The following is an 18,054-nucleotide window of genomic DNA, read 5'->3' as shown; positions in this document are numbered from 1 at the left end:
ATTTATAGTTTAAGAAATTAATAAGAACCCATTAAAAAATGAAGTACAGAAAACTTGGGAAAACGGGATTAAATATATCAGAGGTATCATTGGGTACCTGGCAGGTCGGCGGCGGATGGGGAGGCACTTTCGACCAAAAAGTAGCCAGCCGGATTATCCATGAAGCGATCGACCAGGGGATTAATTTTATCGATACGGCCGATGTGTACGATGCCGGCTTGAGTGAGGAGGCCGTAGGGAATATAGTTCGAAAGAGAAAAGACGAGGTTTTTGTGGCTACCAAATGTGGTCGTCAGATTCAGCCACATACGGCTGATGGCTACACACCGAAGGCATTGCGGAGATTTGTAGAATCCAGTCTCAGAAACCTAAAGGTGGATTCGATTGATTTGATCCAGCTTCATTGTCCTCCCACCGAGGTATATGGCAGACCTGAGATCTTCGGGCTCTTTGATGACCTTAAAAAGGAAGGAAAAATCAAAAATATGGGCGTGAGTGTGGAGAAAGTGCAGGAAGCAATGATGGCGCTTGATTATGAGAATGTGATGACGGTGCAAATCATTTTCAATATGTTTCGTCTGAAACCCTCAGAAGAATTTTTTCCTTATGCAGTGCAAAAAAACTGCGGGATCATCGCCCGGGTACCTCTGGCGAGTGGACTACTGGCAGGGAAAATCGATCGCAATACCACTTTCCATCCCGAAGACCACAGAAATTTCAACAGAAACGGTGAAGCCTTTGATAAAGGAGAAACGTTCTCAGGTATTGACTTGAACAAGGGAATTGCTGCCGTTGAAGAGTTAAAAACCTTGTTTGGGTCCCGTGCTCCCCTGGCAGCGATTGCCATCCGGTGGATTCTCATGCATGAGGAGGTAGCTACGGTAATACCGGGGGCCTCAAACCCCGGGCAGGTAAGGGCCAATGTGGAGGCGGCATCGATAGCTCCTTTTACGGAGAGGGAAATGGAAGAAGTGCAGGGGATTTATGATAGGTATTTTAGAGCTGAAATTCACGCGCAATGGTAAACAAAACGCTTTCATCGCAGCTTTTTCATTTTATATTTCAATCTACCTCCGCTCAGGGAGCCCGGCATTGGATACTTACAAAAAAGAAAAAAACCGGTGGAGCCACCCAAACTCCACCGGATGTATTTTCAAAAGTCAAGCATTATTCAAACAATAAGTCTTAAAAAGTCAGTGTTTTTTCAGGCCTTTACAGCCGATTTATCGCCCATGAGTAAAACTTCATTTACCTGAACCTCGGTAACATACTTTTTGACCCCTTCTTTGGTTTCATAGGACCTGCTCACCAGTTTACCCTGAATGCAGATCTCAGATCCCTTGTCAGTGTACTTATGGATGATTTCTGCGGGTTTTCCAAAAGCCACAATACTGTGCCAGTAGGTTTCCTCAACTTTCTCACCTTTGCCATTTTTGTAGGCCTCATTGGTTGCCAGGTTTAACCGTACCATGGGCGTGTTGCCATTTACAGTTTTGAATTCGGCTTTTGCTCCCAATCTGCCAATCAGTTGTACTTTGTTTTTGATAGCGTTCATGACTATAATCGTTTAAGTGAAAGATGTAAATGTTTTCCGAATTGGAATGTGACAAAGTTGGGGGGAGGCAGAAAATTTATCCGGTTTTTTTTCGTTTAAAACCGTTTGTAAATGTTTGTAAACGTTTTCAAACGGCTATGATTGTTTGTTAAATAGCTTTTTTTATATATATTATGCTAAATTTTCCATTCAAAAGGACTATTATGCCGGAGCACACCAAAAAATGTATAAGTTGTGGTAAGCCGTTGGTCGGGAGGGTGGATAAAAAGTTTTGTGACGATTACTGCAGAAATAACCACAACAATCAGATGAAATCCGGCAGCAACAGGTTGATTCGGAACATCAATAACGCGCTGAAACGCAACAGAAATATCCTGGCCAATATCTTACCGGAGACAGAGGAGACATCCAAAATTCTCCGGGGAAATTTGCTCGAAATGGGATTTCAGTTTCGGTACAGCACCCACAGCTACATCAATAAAAAAGGCAACGTGTATGCTTACTGTTACGACTATGGCTACCTCAAATTGGATGAGGAATGGATCCTTGTGGTGAGAAACCGGGAGCAAAGAATAAAGACCGGGAAATTTGTCAAATCATGAAGTTGGGTTTATCCAGTTTTTTATCGATTCTGTAGGCAGCGTTCAGCAGGCCAACATGGCTGTAGGTCTGAGGAAAATTGCCCCATTGACTTCCCGTATGCTGATCGACATCTTCGGAAAACAAATTGAGGTGATTGCAATATTTGCTTAAGGTTTCGAAACCTTCCATGGCTTCTTCAAGGCGGTTTACGCAGGCCAGTGCCTCGATGTACCAGAAGGCACAGATCAGAAAAGTGGTTTCGGGTTCTCCAAAGTCGTCCAGGTGTTTGTACCGGTAAAACAGAAAATCTTTGGCCAGAAGGTCCTCTTCCAGTGCTTTTAGGTGATTGTTGGCACTCTCTATGTCGCTGCCAAAATAGCCCATGGTGATCATTTGGAGCGTACTGGCATCCATATTTTTGGTACCGATTGCCTGGGCGTAGGCTTTTCGTTCCGGGATATAGCAGGCTTCGATTTTTTTGATCGCTTTGTTTTTCAATGCGATGGCTTTATTTTTCATTTCCACGTCCGACAAGCGTTCTGCTATTTTTACTGCCGCCGAGGCGCCTGCCCAATGAAAAAGAAAGGTATAGCAATGCTCCTGCTTTAAATTCCTGAATTCCCACAGGCCAGCATCCTTTTCGTCCATGGTCTCCTCAATCTTCGACAGCAAATTATTGATAAAAGGCTTACTATGACTCTTTTCTGATTCAATAAACCTTTTGTCTGCATAAAGTGGCAACAAGCTTACCAAAACCTGCCCGTAGAGATCGTTTTGAATATGGGTGTAGGCCTGGTTGCCGAAGCGGACTGGCTTATTGCCCATGTATCCATGGAGATCGGCCACAATTTCCGGTAATTTGGAAGACCCGGTTATGGAATAAAGAGGTTGGTACCTGCCTTTTTCATCTACCGGCAGGTTTTGAATAAATTCAAAATACCGCTCCAGTTCTTCAAAGTGCCCAAGATGGTTGAACACGTTCAAGGTGTAATAGGCATCTCTCATCCAGCAGTAGCGGTAGTCCCAGTTTCGGGTCGATCCCGGAGATTCCGGAAGGCTGGACGTGGATGCCGCAATGATACCTCCGGTGTCCTCGTATTGGTGAATTTTTAAAACCAGCGCAGACCGGACTACTAATTTTTGATAAAAATTTGGTATGCTGGTAGATTTCACCCAATTTCTCCAGTACTGGCAGGTCGCATTGAGAAATTTCTCTATGGTGCTTTCAATGGGGGCTTCCAGCGGGCTGCCATAGGTGAGTACCAAATATACTGGACGCTGTAACCTGAATTCCTGTTCCTCCATGATATAGGTTATGGAGCAATTGGTCGTCAGCCTTACCTGCTGGTCTCTTCCCGAAAACTGTATGTGATTGCTCCCGGGGGTCGCTGTCAGTGAGCGTTTCCCATAATCCGCAACCGGCTTGCAGTTGATCTTGATTTTTGGTTCACCTTTAAGCGGCTCCACTTTTCTGACCAGCATGGAGGGCTTGAAATATCGGTCATAATTCAAGAACCTCGGTGCAAAATCCGTGACCTTATACATTTCTCCTGCACTCGTTTCCACGGTAGTTTCCAGAATATTGGTGTTTTCCTGGTAGTTCTGTCGGGAAGTAAATCCACCATTTTGGGGCAGGATGGTAAATTCTCCTCCCTTCTCCTTGTCCAGCATACTTCCAAAAAGAAAGTCGCTATCAAATCGAGGCAAACACAGCCAACTGATGTTGGTGTTTTTTTCAATGTGGGCGATGTAACTGCAATTGCCTATAAGGCCTGTTCCGTAAGTGTGTTTTTCCATGGAAAAGCTGGTTAAAATTTCAAATACAGTCCCCACCATCCTTTTAGAAATAATAAAAAGAAAAGGTGATTAATTTGCGAAGTTATTAAAATTAATAGCGTTTGGTAATAAATTGAAATGATTATTGCTTCAAAACCTCTAAAAATTTCCTGGGGACTTTGACCAGCATACTCTGATTGATACTGGGAATGCGTATGATAAAGTAATCCTGGTTGGACTTCTGGATACATTCCCCCTCAAAGTCCTGCAAGGCGCCCCCTACTATCCTTACCTGCTCACCTTTTTCAATATCGTCTGTGTCCACCTCCACAGCTACTCCGGTCTCAATGACCCGCTGTATTGTGTCAATTTCACTTTGGTGAACCACAGCGTGTTCACCCGAGAAATTGATAAATTTGACTGCCCCATTGATCTGCAGGGCCTCCCATAGCCGCTCCTTGCTGGTGTATACAAAAATGTAGCCGTTGAACAACGGGCGATTAACCTTCTTTTTTCGGTCACTCCATTGCCTGATTTCTTCAATAATAGGTAGGTATACCCGGGTGCCTTTTTCCTTTAATCGTTGGGCTACTTTCTTTTCAGCCCTGGGAGCAGTATACATAACGTACCAGTTGCATTTTTCTGTCATCTTTTACAGCTATCAAGGTTAAAGGGGTTTAAAATACCGAAATTACCGAATATATTGGGTAACCTTCAAATGCTGTATCCAGATTTTTTTTACTCTTTTCCGCTGACCATACAAACAGGTTTATTTTAAATCTTAATTTATGTTTTACAGATAAAAAAAAATGTATTTAAAATATTTCTTTACCATCTTAGATTTTTTATTTACTTTTGGAGCACCTTTTATTTAAAAATCAAACCTGAAGCATAACTGCCACATCAGCAATATTTTAGTTCATTTATCCCGGCAAGTAATTTTAGGAAGCGTAATTTGCTGACAATTGGTGCAGCGAATGCTTTGGTAGCTATGGTCTCAAGGTCTGGTTCTATTTTTGTAACTGAACAGCGAAAATCAAAATCATGAAAATTGTTAACGTAGTTTTATCGGGAGGAGTCGGCAGCCGGCTCTGGCCGCTTTCAAGAAAGAGTAAACCCAAGCAATACCTACCTATCTTTGACCAGCAATCACTTTTTGAAAAGACCGTAGGTAGAAATAGAGGTATTTGTGACCAGGTGATGGTCGTAGGTGGTGTTGACAATTACCAGCTGTCCAGGGATATTTTGGATAAGGTGGGGGTATCAGATTACATTGAGTTGGTGGAGGCTGCTCCCCGAAATACTGCCGCTGCCATTGCTTTTGCCGCCATGGCTGTATCTTCAGATGATGTTTTGCTGGTTACTCCCTCTGACCATTTGATAGGAAAGCAGGAAAAATATGAAGCTTTGCTCCGAGAGGCGATTGGGATGGCGCAAAGTGGGGCGTTGGTCACTTTTGGTCTGATACCCTCCAGGCCCGAAACCGGGTTTGGATACATCGAGTATGAGGGCAATGAAGTACTTGGTTTCCGGGAGAAGCCGGATTTGGCCACAGCGCGCGAATTTCTGGACAGAGGCAATTTTTTATGGAACAGCGGGATGTTTTGTTTTACAGCGGGGACTTATCTGGATGAACTTAAAAAGTATGAGCCTGAGCTTTTTGAAAAAGCGAAGAATGCCTACCAACATGCAGACAGCGGGTTTCTTCCGCTGGAATTAAGTATGGAGATCCCCTCCATAAGTGTGGACTATGCCGTGATGGAAAAATCCGACAAGATCAAAGTAGTGCCTTCTGACTTTTCCTGGTCAGATATGGGCTCATTCGAGGCTCTGTATGAATATTTCCAGCCGGGGACCAAAGAAAGGGTAGGCAATAATCTGGTCATCGGTGCTGGTAGGAAACACGTAGAATTTGTGGGGCTTGAACACGTGGTATTGGTAGAAACGGCGGACGCCATCCTGGTACTGAACAAGGAAAGCGCCCAGGAGGTGAAAAAGGTGTATGAAAGATTAGAAAAGGAAAGTCCGGATTTATTAGAATAGAAAAATGATGCAAAAGAATTCCAGAATATATGTAGCCGGTCATAAGGGCATGGTAGGAGCGGCTATTTTCAGGGCGCTTCATAAAAAGGGATACGGGCACCTGATCGGATTGAGCAGCAGGGAATTGGATTTAAAGAACCAATCGGCCGTAAAAAGCTTTTTTGAAAGTGAGAAACCGGAGGTAGTCATAGATGCCGCTGCGCGGGTAGGAGGTATACTGGCAAATAACAATTACCCTTACCCTTTTCTGATGGAGAATCTGATGATTCAAAATAATCTGATTGATTTTTCCCATCAGTACGGGGTAGAGAAGTTTATCTTCCTTGGCAGTTCCTGTATATATCCAAAACTAGCTCCTCAGCCCCTGAAGGAAGAGGTACTCCTTACCGGACCGCTGGAGCCAACCAATCAATGGTACGCCCTGGCGAAGATCGCCGGAGTGAAGGCCTGTGAAGCCATCAGGCAGCAGTATGGAAGGGACTTTGTCAGCCTGATGCCGACCAATCTGTATGGTCCCTTTGATAATTTTGATCTGGAAACCTCGCATGTACTTCCAGCCATGATCAGAAAGTTTCATGAAGCAAAGATAAACGGACATCAGCCCGTCAGGCTATGGGGCAGCGGGACGCCCATGCGAGAGTTTTTGCATGTGGATGATATGGCTGAAGCCGTGGTCTTTGCCATGGAAAATGCCTTCGATGACAATCTGTATAATGTGGGTACCGGACAGGATCTTACCATCAAGGCGCTTGCAGAAATGATCCAGCGTGTCACCGGGCATCAGGGAGAGATCGTTTGGGACAGCAGCAAGCCTGATGGTACCCCTCGAAAACTCATGGATGTACACAAGATGACCGCTGCAGGCTGGACAGCTCAAATAAACCTGGAAGAGGGTATTAAGGATACCTACCAATGGTTTTTGGAAAATATCGATCAGATCAAACAAGTCAAATTATAATTATTTTTATTCGCTATTAAATTAACGATTTATGAAAACGGCATTAATTACAGGGATTACGGGACAGGATGGGGCCTATCTGGCAGAGCTATTATTATCCAAAGGATATATCGTACATGGTATTAAACGAAGGGCTTCGCTTTTTAACACAGACAGGATCGACCACCTGTATCAGGATCCCCATGATGATAACAAGCGTTTGTTTTTGCATTATGGAGATCTGACAGATTCAATGAACCTAACCCGTATCATTCAGGAAACCAAACCTGACGAGATTTACAATCTGGCAGCCATGAGTCACGTCAAGGTAAGCTTCGATACTCCTGAATACACTGCCAATGCCGATGGTATCGGAACGCTCAGGATTCTGGAGGCCGTGAGGTTGCTGGGCATGGAGAAGAAAACCAGGATTTACCAGGCTTCAACATCAGAGCTATATGGTCTGGTGCAGGCGGTTCCTCAGTCCGAAACCACTCCTTTTTATCCCCGGTCTCCCTATGCAGTGGCCAAATTGTATGGGTACTGGATCACAGTAAATTACCGGGAGGCATATGGGATGTATGCCTGTAATGGTATTTTGTTCAATCATGAATCACCACTGCGTGGAGAGACTTTTGTGACCAGAAAGATCACCAGAGCCGTTGCCAAGATCGCGCTGGGGCTGCAGCAGGATCTGTACATGGGAAATCTCGATGCCAAAAGGGATTGGGGCCACGCCAAAGATTATGTGGATGCCATGTGGAGGATATTGCAGCAGGAAGTTCCGGAGGATTACGTCATCGCCACCGGCGTCACCACAAAGGTCCGCGATTTCATAAAAATGGCTTTTGATGAAGTAGGATTTAAATTGAAGTTTGAAGGAGAAGGCTTGAATGAAAAAGGTGTCCTTGAAGATATTGACAGGGAAAAAGCGTTTGATATCCTTGGTACTTCCCATTTTAAAGTAAAAAAGGGAGATGTGCTGGTAAAGATTGACCCGGCCTATTTCCGGCCTACAGAGGTAGACCTGCTGATCGGAGATCCGACCAAAGCCATGACCAAATTGGGATGGAAACCAAAATATGACCTTAAAATGTTGGTAGAGGACATGGTGCTCTCCGATGTGGGCTTATTCAAGCGCGATATTCATTTGATGAAAGGCGGGCATAAGGTGCTGAATCAGGCGGAGTAGTCTTTTTTTACCATTTTAGAAAAAGTTTAAGTTATGCGAAAAATAGTCGTGTTTTTTGCATAACTTTTTTGGTTTAAATTAGAGATGGACTGTTACACCTAATTTAATTTTGTTTTTCTTGTACACTTGGGAAGATACAAAAAAATCATCTTATGTTATTCCGGTCGTATTGCTTACTTTTGTGCGGATATTCAATGAATATCCTTTTTTTTACTCACTACGGTGATGTTATGCGCTGAAGCTCTTTTGCAATATGTAACTGAGGAGGCGAAGCTTTAATTTTTGTTTAAATAACTATCGAATTGCATCCTCGTTAATGTCAACTGGTACACAAATGCTGATTTCAATTTCATTTCAAAAATTACGCATATTCATTTTAGCATTCCTGATGAATGTGGCAGGGTTGTCATATGGTCAATCGCTGCAGGACATTCAAAACGTCAAGGTGGATGAACTTTCAGATGCTCAGATAGAACAATTGATCCGAAGGGCAGAATCATCTGGGATGAGTGAGATGCAACTTGAGGCGATGGCCAGAGAAAGAGGAATGCCGCCCGCTGAAATCAGGAAACTTACACAGCGTATTCAGATGCTCAGATCAGGAAATGCTGAAGGAATAAAAGCCCGCAAAAATCAAGGACAAACCCAAAGACAAGTTATCGAAAATGGGGTTAATCAAAACGACGTTTTTGATTCTTTAAGGCAGGCAGATCCATACTACGACCTGAGTCCAAAACAGAAAAAGATTTTTGGTTTTACTTTGTTTCATAACAAGGAACTTAATTTTAATCCAAACTTAAATCTCCCGACGCCTGACAATTATATTTTGGGCACAGGAGATCAGTTATTAGTAGACGTTTTCGGAGCATCCCAGCAATCTCTGGACCTCACAGTATCTCCGGAAGGAACGGTTTTTATTCCAAATATCGGTCCGATCAATGTAGGGGGGGCAACGATACAAGCAGTAAGGTCACGGTTGAAGAATTCTCTGCAACAGATTTATTCTGGTTTGGGTGGGCCTAATCCCAATACTTTTCTGCAAATCCGGGTGGGCAATATTCGCAGCATTCAAGTGACCATGGCGGGGGAATTGAGAATTCCTGGCAGCTATACCATGCCTTCTTTTGCCAATGTTTTCAATGCATTGTACCAGGCAGGTGGTCCAAATGAAAACGGGTCATTTAGAAACATTCAGGTATACAGGGACAACAGTTTGGTGGGGGAAGTCGATATTTATGCCTTTTTGGTCGAGGGATCGCAAGATGGAAATATTATTTTGCAGGACAACGATGTAGTAATTGTACCACCGGCAAGGACCAGGGTTGAGCTTGAAGGTCCGGTAAGAAGACCTGGAATTTTTGAAATCAAACCAGGAGAGAGTGTTGAGGATCTGATTTCATTTGCCGGGGGATTTAACAGTAACGCATATAGAGAGCTATTGACCGTAAGACGCACCACTGAACAGGAAATGCGGGTAGATAATGTGTTCAGCAGAGATTTTGACACATTTGCCATAAAGGATGGAGATTTTTTCATAGTAGATTCCATTCTGGAACGGTACGAAAACAGGGCTCAGGTTTCGGGAGCTGTGTTTCGCCCCGGCGAGTTTGCCATAGAGGAAGGGATGAGCTTAGAGGAATTGTTGAGAATGGCAGGAGGGCTTAGGGGTGATGCATTTACTGAGCGGGTTTCCCTGTACAGGACCAATCCTGATTTTACAATGGGAATCATTACGATAAATTTAAGAGCTATACTGGCTGGGGAGGAGGCAGATATTCCTTTAAAACGAGAAGACATCTTGCATGTGCCGAGTATTTATGATCTCAAGGAAGAGTATTACGTTCAAATTTCAGGTGAAATTAACAGAACCGGTGTTTATCAGTATGCAGAAAAAATGACTGTCGGAGATCTGATAGCCAAGGCCAAAGGTTTCAAGGAATCGGCCACAAGCGCAAATATAGAAATAGCCAGAAGGGTGAAGGGTAATGTCGAAGGGGACATTGCACAAATAATAAACATTTCTATCGATCCCGATTTAAAAATTAGCGAAGAGGAAAAAAATATCAACCTGCAACCCTTCGACCACGTCTTTGTTCGGCAGAGTCCCGGTTTTCAGCGAGAAAAAGTAGTCGAAGTAGAAGGGGAAGTTTTTTATCCCGGAGAATATGCTCTTGAAAAGCGGGATGAGCGGATATCCGATGTATTAAATCGGGCAGGCGGATTAAATCAGTTTGCTTATCCCAAAGGGGCCACATTAATCCGAAGAACTGAGTTTTTTGAGACCAAAGAAGAAGAAGAATTGAAGTTGGACCAACTCGAATCTTTACTCAAAAATATGGAACGGGAAGACAACGTAGAAAATACCGAGTCTGAAAAAGAGTTAATAAAACGGCTGGAGGCCCGGGTAGCCCTGCTTAAAGAAGAAAGGATGAAAAACGAAACCGGTACAGCAGGCCAGGAAATGGAAAGTTTTTCGGAGGACAGGTATCAATTTCTCGAAGGAGCGGACAGCTCTGTCATGGAGATTGCTACCCGAGATAAAGAATTGATAGGAATTGAATTGGATAAAATTCTTCAAAAACCGGGCTCAAAATATGATATTATCTTACAGGAAGGAGATATTATCAGTATTCCTAAGGAGCTGCAGACTGTAAGAATGCGCGGAGAGGTCTTGTATCCCACTACGGCCAGATATGATGAAGCTAGAAGTTTCCGGAATTATATTTCAAGAGCTGGAGGCTTTACTGAAAGGGCCCGGAAATCCCGGTCTTATGTGGTATATGCCAATGGAGATGTTAAAAGGACCAACAGTCTTTTGTTTTTTAGTTTTTTTCCTAAGTTGGAGCCTGGTGCAGAAATAATTGTCCCCAGAAAGCCTGAACGAGAACCCATGTCTGTACAGGCATGGATTGGTATGGCCTCAAGCTTAGCCACTTTGGTCATCTTGATAGACAGGGTAAGAAGATAGAAAGAACTGTTTTTAAAAAGCATGTATTTCCAGCCGGATCCTATTTTCCGTGAAACCCCGTTAAAGAAATGAGAACAGCATGGTTTGGAAGACATTTTATGCAACAATAATTTTTATCAGATGGATATACTAAATTTAATCGGCCGTGAAAAGAATCTATTTGAAGCGGATATTGATTCTTATGGAGAGCAATTATCAGCAAAAGTGGAAAACGCAAGATTTTTAGTAATCGGAGGTGCGGGCTCCATTGGCCAGGCAGTAACCAAAGAAATATTCAAGCGGTCGCCCCAAAAATTACATGTTGTGGATATCAGTGAAAACAATCTGGTGGAACTTGTCAGGGATATCAGGAGTTCCCTGGGTTATATTGATGGGGAATTTAAAACCTTTGCGTTGGATATTGGCTCGCCTATTTATGACGCTTTTTTCGAGTCTGACGGCAACTATGACTATGTTTTAAATCTTTCTGCCCTCAAACATGTGCGAAGCGAAAAGGATCCTTTTACCTTGATGAGGATGGTAGAAGTAAATATTCTAAATACCATTAAAACCATCAGGCAGGCCAAAAGAATAGATGCGAGAAAATACTTTTGTGTTTCAACAGATAAAGCGGCCAATCCAGTTAATATGATGGGAGCTTCCAAGCGGATTATGGAGTTATTTTTAATGCGAGAAAGCCAGAGTTTGTCGATTTCAACTGCAAGATTTGCCAATGTAGCGTTTTCTGATGGTTCCTTACTGCATGGGTTTAATCAACGTATATTAAAAAGGCAACCATTGGTAGCACCTAAAGATATCAAACGTTATTTTGTGACCCCTCAGGAGTCTGGGGAGCTATGTTTAATGTCATGTCTTCTGGGGGATAATAAGGACATTTTTTTTCCGAAGTTGAGTGAACATCTGCACTTGATTACTTTTGCAGAGATTGCAAAAAGGTATTTAACGATGTTGGGTTATGAAGTCTATGAGTGCAATAGTGAAGAAGAGGCCAGAAGCCTGGCCGGTTCTTTGCCAGCTAAGGGCAAATGGCCATGTTACTTTTCAATTAGCGATACTACCGGTGAAAAAGATTTTGAAGAGTTCTTCATGAATGATGAGATACTGGATATGCAGCGGTTTGAAAATTTGGGAGTGATAAAAAGCCAACTCTCCTATGACGATAGATTGCTTGATGATTTTTTGCAATCAATCAAAAAATTCACTGAAACTGGTAAATGGGAAAAAGGGGATCTGGTCAGATTGTTTCAGGAACTATTACCTGGGTTTGCCCATAAGGAGACAGGTAAATATCTGGATTCAAAAATGTGAGATGGAGTATAATCGGGTAATAAATTTTATCAGGAGCATATTCGAAACCAGCGATTTCGTTCCCCTTCATGTTCCCCTATTTAACGGTAATGAGCAAAGGTATGTTAATGATACGCTGGATTCCACCTTTGTCTCCTCAGTAGGGAAGTATGTCGATCAGGCAGAACAGATAATGGCTGAGATAACGGATACTGGAAAAGCGATAGCTGTAGTCAATGGCACATCGGGCTTGCATATTGCACTGAAACTGGTTGGTGTTGAAAGAGGAGACGAAGTATTGACGCAGGCCCTTACTTTTGTTGCTACGGCCAATGCTATCCATTACGCGGGGGCAGAGCCGGTCTTTTTAGACGTTGATTACGACACAATGGGATTATCTCCAAATGCCGTATCTAGATTTTTGGAGGTACATGGAGAATTGAGAGCAGATGGTACTTTCAATAAGAAAACCGGTAAGAGAATTAGTGCGTGTATTCCCATGCATACCTTTGGTTTCCCCGTTCATATGGACGAGCTCCTGGTGGTCTGCCAAGAGTGGAGAATCCCGATTGTGGAGGATGCTGCGGAATCTCTGGGAAGTTTATACAAAGGAAGGCATACAGGCTCCTTAGGGAATCTGGGCGTTTTTTCTTTCAATGGGAACAAAATCGTCACTAGTGGTGGGGGTGGAATGATTGTAACTCAAAATGAGAAGTTGGGCGCATTTGGAAAGCATCTTACTACGACAGCTAAAGTGCCCCACCCGTATGAATACGTCCACGATCATGTTGGGTATAATTACCGTATGCCTAACCTGAATGCAGCCCTGGTTTGTGCACAGTTAGAACAACTTGGAAAATTTCTCCAGAATAAAAGACAGTTGGCGGATGAATATATCACTTTTTTTGCTGGCGAAGGTATCAGATTTAGAAGTGAATTGGAGGACACAAAAGCCAACTATTGGCTAATGTGTGTGGAGTTAGAAAGCCCAGCGCAACGCAATGCGTTTTTAAAAGCCACCAACGAGGCAAAAATCATGACCCGTCCAATTTGGCAGCTCATGTATCGCCTGCCCATGTATTCGCATTGCTATAAAGATGATCAGAAAAATGCGGAATTTTTAGAGGAAAGAATAGTGAATATCCCCAGCAGTGTCAGAAGCTAAAAAAGTCTTTTTATTCGGTTATTCCGGACATGCATATGTCATCATTGAATCCCTATTGGATGCAGGTTACAAAGTCGCAGGATACTTTGATAAAAAAGAAGCGGCATCAAATCCGTACCAATTGCCCTATTTTGGTTTTGAAAAGGAGGTAAATGTCAGAAATATAGTAGGTGACCAATTGGTTTTTCCAGCAGTGGGAGATAATTCGATTCGGAAAGTCTTGGTTTATTTTTTTAATAGTTTGAATTTGAAACAATTTGTTTTAAAGGATCCCAGTGCCAATATTTCTAAAACGGCGTCTATTGGTGTCTCGACTTACGTCGGAAAGGCGGTATTGATCAATGCCCAATCAAAAATAGGAGAGGGAGTAATTCTGAATACGGGAAGCATTGTTGAGCACGAATGTGAGCTGGCGAATTTCGTTCATATTGCACCAGGGGCAGTTTTATGTGGCAACGTTAAAATCGGTAACGAAAGTCTTATTGGGTCAAATTCGGTTATAACAGAAAACAAATCGGTTGTCGGAGGAGCACTCATAGGCGCAGGGACAGTAGTTACAAAAAACGTTATGGAAAATGGAATTTGGTTTGGAAATCCAGTAAGGAAAAAATGAGCCAAGGATCTTTACAGATGTTTTTTAATGTTAATGATTTTTATCTAAAGATGCGACATATTTTATGGATTTAAAAGGTAGAATTATCACTAAAGAAAAAACTATTTTGGATGCATTAAGAAAAATGGATTCAATAGATAAAAAGTTACTGGTTGTTTTGAATAATGAGCAGTTTGATGGACTAGTAAGTGCGGGTGACATCCAACGAGCAATTATACAAGACCAACCTCTGGATACTCCCATTGGAAACATACTAAGGAAAAAAATTAGGGTAGCCAGTCCAGGCGATAGTTTTGAGTCAATCAAACAAATGATGCTTGATTTCAGGATGGAACTTTGTCCTGTAATTGACGAAAATAAGGAAATATTACAAGTTTATTTTTGGGAAGATATTTTCAAAGAGCAGGAACTTCAACCTAAAAATCAGTTCGATCTACCAGTTGTAATCATGGCAGGCGGTTTTGGTACACGGCTTAAACCGATTACCAACGTGATACCCAAGCCCCTGATCCCTATAGGTGAAAAGACCATGCTTGAGCATATTTTTGATAGATTTTCAAAGCATGGATGTAATAGTTTCCATATATCTGTTAACTATAAGGCTGATTTGATTGATTTCTACCTAAAAAGTAAAAACCTCCCTTATTCCATAGATTATTTCAAAGAGGATAAACCAATGGGTACTGCGGGGAGTTTGTCTTTATTGAAGGGAGTGATCAATGAGACTTTTTTCGTTAGTAATTGTGATATTTTAATAGAGCAAGATTATTCCGAAATACTTGAATACCATAGAACAAATAATAATGACATTACCATCATTGCTGCTCTTAAACATTATTCCATTCCCTATGGTACAATTGAAACAACTCACAATGGGCAATTGGTTAGTTTATTGGAGAAGCCAGAGTTAACTTTCAAAATTAATAGCGGGATGTACATTTTGGAGCCGGACCTTTTAAGCGAAATACCTGAAAATGAATTTCTTCATATTACCCAATTAATAAACAAAATTCATAAAAAAGGTGGTAATGTTGGTGTATTTCCTGTTAGTGAAAAATCCTGGAAAGACATTGGAGAATGGGAGGAGTATCTGAAAATTTCCATGGTGTAATGAATCAAAAACCAAAATACATCCTTGTTGCAGGTATCGGTAAAAGTAATTTTATTGGACAACTGTATTTGAGTATACATAAAAAATACCCGAAAAAATTTGATATTGATATATTAGGTTTGAGATTATTTTCAAATTTGGAAAAAGGCAAATATGCTGAGTGTTTTACCAACCAATTTAAAATTCGAAAATCGATTGAAATTAAAGACTTAATAAATATTTTTAATTTCAAGTTATATTTGCATCTATTTAGATTTATAAGATTCGGGGCAAGTGCAAATTATCTATATTCCTTTTTTAAAGAATTTGTTGTTTATGCGACAATGTCTAAGAAAATACTTAAGAACAATTACGATATTATTCATTTTCATTTTCCAACAAAAGAAAAGCTAGCTTTATTTTGGCATATAGGTCGGAATCAAAAATATGTCGTTTCCTTTTGGGGATCAGATTTAATGCGGGTTAATGGTGTTTTTAATTATTACATACAAAAAAAGGTGCTTAGGGATGCATATAAAATAACTACGCATAGTTTAGAGCTTAAGGATCAGATTTTAACCAAATTTGGACGAGATTTAAGAGATAAAATATTTCTTACTAAATTTCCTCCTGAAGAAAAATTATATAGGATTTTAGATGAATATTCTCCAAAGATTGATCTAATAAGAATTCGGTTTTTGCAAGAATTTAATTTTCCGTTAACCAAAAATCTTATTGTAATAGGTCATAATGGATTCCGAGAAAACAATCATATTCAAATTTTAAAACAACTATCGAATATACCTCTGGAAATTAAAGAAAAATGCTACTTCATATTACCTTTTTCTTATAAAAATGCAAAAGATAATCTTTATGAAAAGGAATGTCTGCAGGAGTTGAGTCGAAGCGATTTTTCTGGAAAAATACTTGATACCTTTTTAAGTTGGGAGGAGCTTGCTTTGTTAAAGCTTTGTACTAAAGTTTACATTCATTTACCAGTTTCGGATGCATTAAGTGGTTCTCTAACAGAGGCCATGTATGCAGGGAGTGAAGTAATAACGGGTAAATGGTTGCCCTATAGTCCATTTGAAGATGCTGGTTTGTCGTACTATTCCATAAATGATTTTTCAGAACTTCCTCAAATCTTTGAATTGGCTATATCAAAAAATCCCGACCAAAATTCCGCACTAGCGAATAAAGAAAAAATTAGAGACTATTTTTTCCCTGATTTTTGTGCTAAAACCTGGTTTAGCGTACTAGAGAATTAACGAATGTCTTTAAAGGTTAAAGTTAAATCAGGCCTTAAGTGGAACCTAATTAACCAGGTAGTCTCCCAAATTATTTTTGTTTGGTTTGGTATTTATTTGGCTCGATTACTTGGACCTGAAGCTTACGGATTAGTTGGGATGATTACCGTATTTTCTGGCTTTGCAAATTTATTTGTTGACTTTGGCTTCAGTTCAGCAATTGTTTATGACCCGAAACTTACTAATAACAAAATTTCAAGTGTTTTTTGGCTCAACTTGTTTTTTGGCATTGTTATTTATTTAATTTTCTATTTTGGATCCCCACTTCTTGCTGATTTTTATGGGTTAGAAGAACTTAAGGTGTTAACAAGAGTGGTGACTATTAGTTTAATAATTAATTCCTTAACAGGTGTTCCAAACTCGTTAATTAGTAAATCAATAAGCTTTAAAGAGAAAATCAAAGGAGGTTGGATTTCTACTGTTATTAGTTATTCAGTTGCTTTTTATTTGGCTTTTAATGGATATGGCGTTTGGAGTTTAGTATTTCAAATTCTTCTTTTTTCGTTTTTTAATCTCTTGTTTGTTTGGAAAATAGCTGACTTTAAACCAGGTTTTTATTTTTCATATGCCGATATAAGATCTTTGATTTCATATGGTTCTGGAATTGCTGGCACAAATTTGTTAGGTTATTTAACAAGGAATCTTGATAATTTATTAATAGGGAAATTTTTGGGCGGTTCCTCTTTAGGAATATATTCCAGGAGTTATGGTTTAATGATGTTACCTATTAAAAACATATCCGGTATTTTTACTAAAGTCCTTTTTCCTGCATTTTCAAAAATTCAGAATCAACCGGATGTTATTGCAGTTTATTATTTAAAGGCAACAAAAATAATTGCACTATTTTCTTTTCCTATTATGTTTTGTTTTTTCGCAATTTCTAAAGAATTCGTTTTGTTGTTTTTAGGTAAGGATTGGGTTGAAGCGATTTTTATTATCCAAATGTTGAGCATCCTTGGTGCAGTCCAATCGATTTTAACCCTAAATGGCGTTATTTACAACTCTTTAGGAAAGGCAACAACCGCCTTTAAAGTTACTTTAGGTCTAAATTTGGTTTTAATTCCGTCCTGGATCATAGGTATGGAATTAGGCGGTCTTAATGGACTGGTTTTAGCCTATTTATTAGTTGGTACCTTGGGCTCTATACCAATCTTGGCTATTGCTTTAAGATATATTCATTTATCCGTTTTAGATCAATTGAAAAATTTGTTTATTATAATTTTGGGTTCAGTGTCCATAATTATTTGTTCCCTCCTTATAGATCTTTTCTTTACAATTTCGCTTATTTATAGTTTTGGTTTTAAAGTTATTATTGGTGTTGTTATTTTTTTATTAATTGTAATCCCTTTTGAAAAAAGATTTTTATTTGAAATTTATAAGATCATTCTTTCAAAGGATAAAGATTTACATAAGTTTTAAAATTTACAATTGAATATTATTAAGCATTTTTAATTTTATTTTATTAAAGTTATATTTATTTTTTAATGATTCAATAACAGAAATTCTTGTTTTTCTATTTGTGTTTGTCACTTTTTAAAT

The 18,054-nt window shown here is 40.3% G+C and carries 15 protein-coding genes; 12 read left to right on the top strand and 3 right to left on the bottom strand.

Annotated elements, in window-relative coordinates:
* Positions 1–38: 38 nt before the first annotated feature.
* Complete coding sequence (locus BUB19_RS10485; RefSeq protein ID WP_073094486.1) at positions 39–1,025, top strand: aldo/keto reductase; 987 nt, start codon at positions 39–41, stop codon at positions 1,023–1,025.
* 179 nt (positions 1,026–1,204) lie between these two features.
* On the opposite strand, the gene BUB19_RS10480 is transcribed toward BUB19_RS10485, so the two are convergent.
* Complete coding sequence (locus BUB19_RS10480; protein WP_073094485.1) at positions 1,205–1,555, bottom strand: single-stranded DNA-binding protein; 351 nt, start codon at positions 1,553–1,555, stop codon at positions 1,205–1,207.
* A 203-nt stretch (positions 1,556–1,758) separates the two neighbouring features.
* Between BUB19_RS10480 and BUB19_RS10475 the strand changes: the two genes are divergently transcribed.
* On the top strand, positions 1,759–2,157 hold the full coding sequence (locus BUB19_RS10475) for a hypothetical protein (RefSeq protein WP_073094484.1): 399 nt from the start codon (positions 1,759–1,761) through the stop codon (positions 2,155–2,157).
* On the opposite strand, the gene BUB19_RS10470 is transcribed toward BUB19_RS10475, so the two are convergent.
* Complete coding sequence (locus BUB19_RS10470) at positions 2,147–3,934, bottom strand: glycoside hydrolase family 15 protein (RefSeq protein WP_073094651.1); 1,788 nt, start codon at positions 3,932–3,934, stop codon at positions 2,147–2,149. The genes BUB19_RS10475 and BUB19_RS10470 overlap by 11 nt on opposite strands.
* Positions 3,935–4,055: 121 nt before the next feature.
* The gene (locus BUB19_RS10465; RefSeq protein WP_073094483.1) at positions 4,056–4,562 is read right to left on the bottom strand and encodes a UpxY family transcription antiterminator; all 507 of its coding nucleotides are present in this window, start codon (positions 4,560–4,562) and stop codon (positions 4,056–4,058) included.
* Positions 4,563–4,957: 395 nt separating this feature from the next.
* Between BUB19_RS10465 and BUB19_RS10460 the strand changes: the two genes are divergently transcribed.
* From BUB19_RS10460 to BUB19_RS10415, 10 genes are all read left to right on the top strand, one after another.
* Positions 4,958–5,956, top strand: a complete 999-nt coding sequence (locus BUB19_RS10460; protein ID WP_073094482.1) for a mannose-1-phosphate guanylyltransferase — start codon at positions 4,958–4,960, stop codon at positions 5,954–5,956.
* 4 nt (positions 5,957–5,960) lie between these two features.
* Positions 5,961–6,914, top strand: a complete 954-nt coding sequence (locus BUB19_RS10455; protein ID WP_073094481.1) for a GDP-L-fucose synthase family protein — start codon at positions 5,961–5,963, stop codon at positions 6,912–6,914.
* 31 nt (positions 6,915–6,945) lie between these two features.
* Positions 6,946–8,085 carry a GDP-mannose 4,6-dehydratase gene (gmd, locus tag BUB19_RS10450; RefSeq protein ID WP_073094480.1) on the top strand — a complete coding sequence of 380 codons (1,140 nt, stop codon included), beginning with the start codon at positions 6,946–6,948 and terminating at the stop codon, positions 8,083–8,085.
* 334 nt (positions 8,086–8,419) lie between these two features.
* Positions 8,420–11,053, top strand: coding sequence for an SLBB domain-containing protein (locus BUB19_RS10445; protein WP_073094479.1), 2,634 nt, complete (start codon positions 8,420–8,422; stop codon positions 11,051–11,053).
* 120 nt (positions 11,054–11,173) lie between these two features.
* The gene (locus BUB19_RS10440) at positions 11,174–12,361 is read left to right on the top strand and encodes a UDP-N-acetylglucosamine 4,6-dehydratase (RefSeq protein WP_073094478.1); all 1,188 of its coding nucleotides are present in this window, start codon (positions 11,174–11,176) and stop codon (positions 12,359–12,361) included.
* 1 nt (position 12,362) lies between these two features.
* Entirely contained in the window at positions 12,363–13,505 is a 1,143-nt protein-coding gene (locus tag BUB19_RS10435) for a LegC family aminotransferase (protein WP_073094477.1), read from the top strand.
* Entirely contained in the window at positions 13,492–14,118 is a 627-nt protein-coding gene (locus BUB19_RS10430; protein ID WP_073094476.1) for a NeuD/PglB/VioB family sugar acetyltransferase, read from the top strand. Before BUB19_RS10435 ends, BUB19_RS10430 begins: the two co-directional genes overlap by 14 nt.
* Positions 14,119–14,182: 64 nt before the next feature.
* Positions 14,183–15,229, top strand: a complete 1,047-nt coding sequence (locus tag BUB19_RS10425; protein ID WP_073094475.1) for a nucleotidyltransferase family protein — start codon at positions 14,183–14,185, stop codon at positions 15,227–15,229.
* Positions 15,196–16,476: a glycosyltransferase gene (locus tag BUB19_RS10420; protein WP_143156000.1), complete on the top strand. Its 1,281-nt coding sequence runs from the start codon at positions 15,196–15,198 to the stop codon at positions 16,474–16,476. The genes BUB19_RS10425 and BUB19_RS10420 overlap by 34 nt, the downstream gene beginning before the upstream one ends.
* A gap of 3 nt (positions 16,477–16,479) precedes the next feature.
* Positions 16,480–17,934, top strand: a complete 1,455-nt coding sequence (locus BUB19_RS10415; protein ID WP_073094473.1) for a lipopolysaccharide biosynthesis protein — start codon at positions 16,480–16,482, stop codon at positions 17,932–17,934.
* Positions 17,935–18,054: the final 120 nt, after the last annotated feature.

The organism is Cyclobacterium lianum, assembly GCF_900143075.1.
In the GTDB taxonomy this organism is placed as follows: Bacteria; Bacteroidota; Bacteroidia; order Cytophagales; family Cyclobacteriaceae; genus Cyclobacterium; species Cyclobacterium lianum.
The sequence above is the reverse complement of the archived record's forward strand: the minus strand, read 5'-3'. Positions and strand labels throughout refer to the sequence as shown.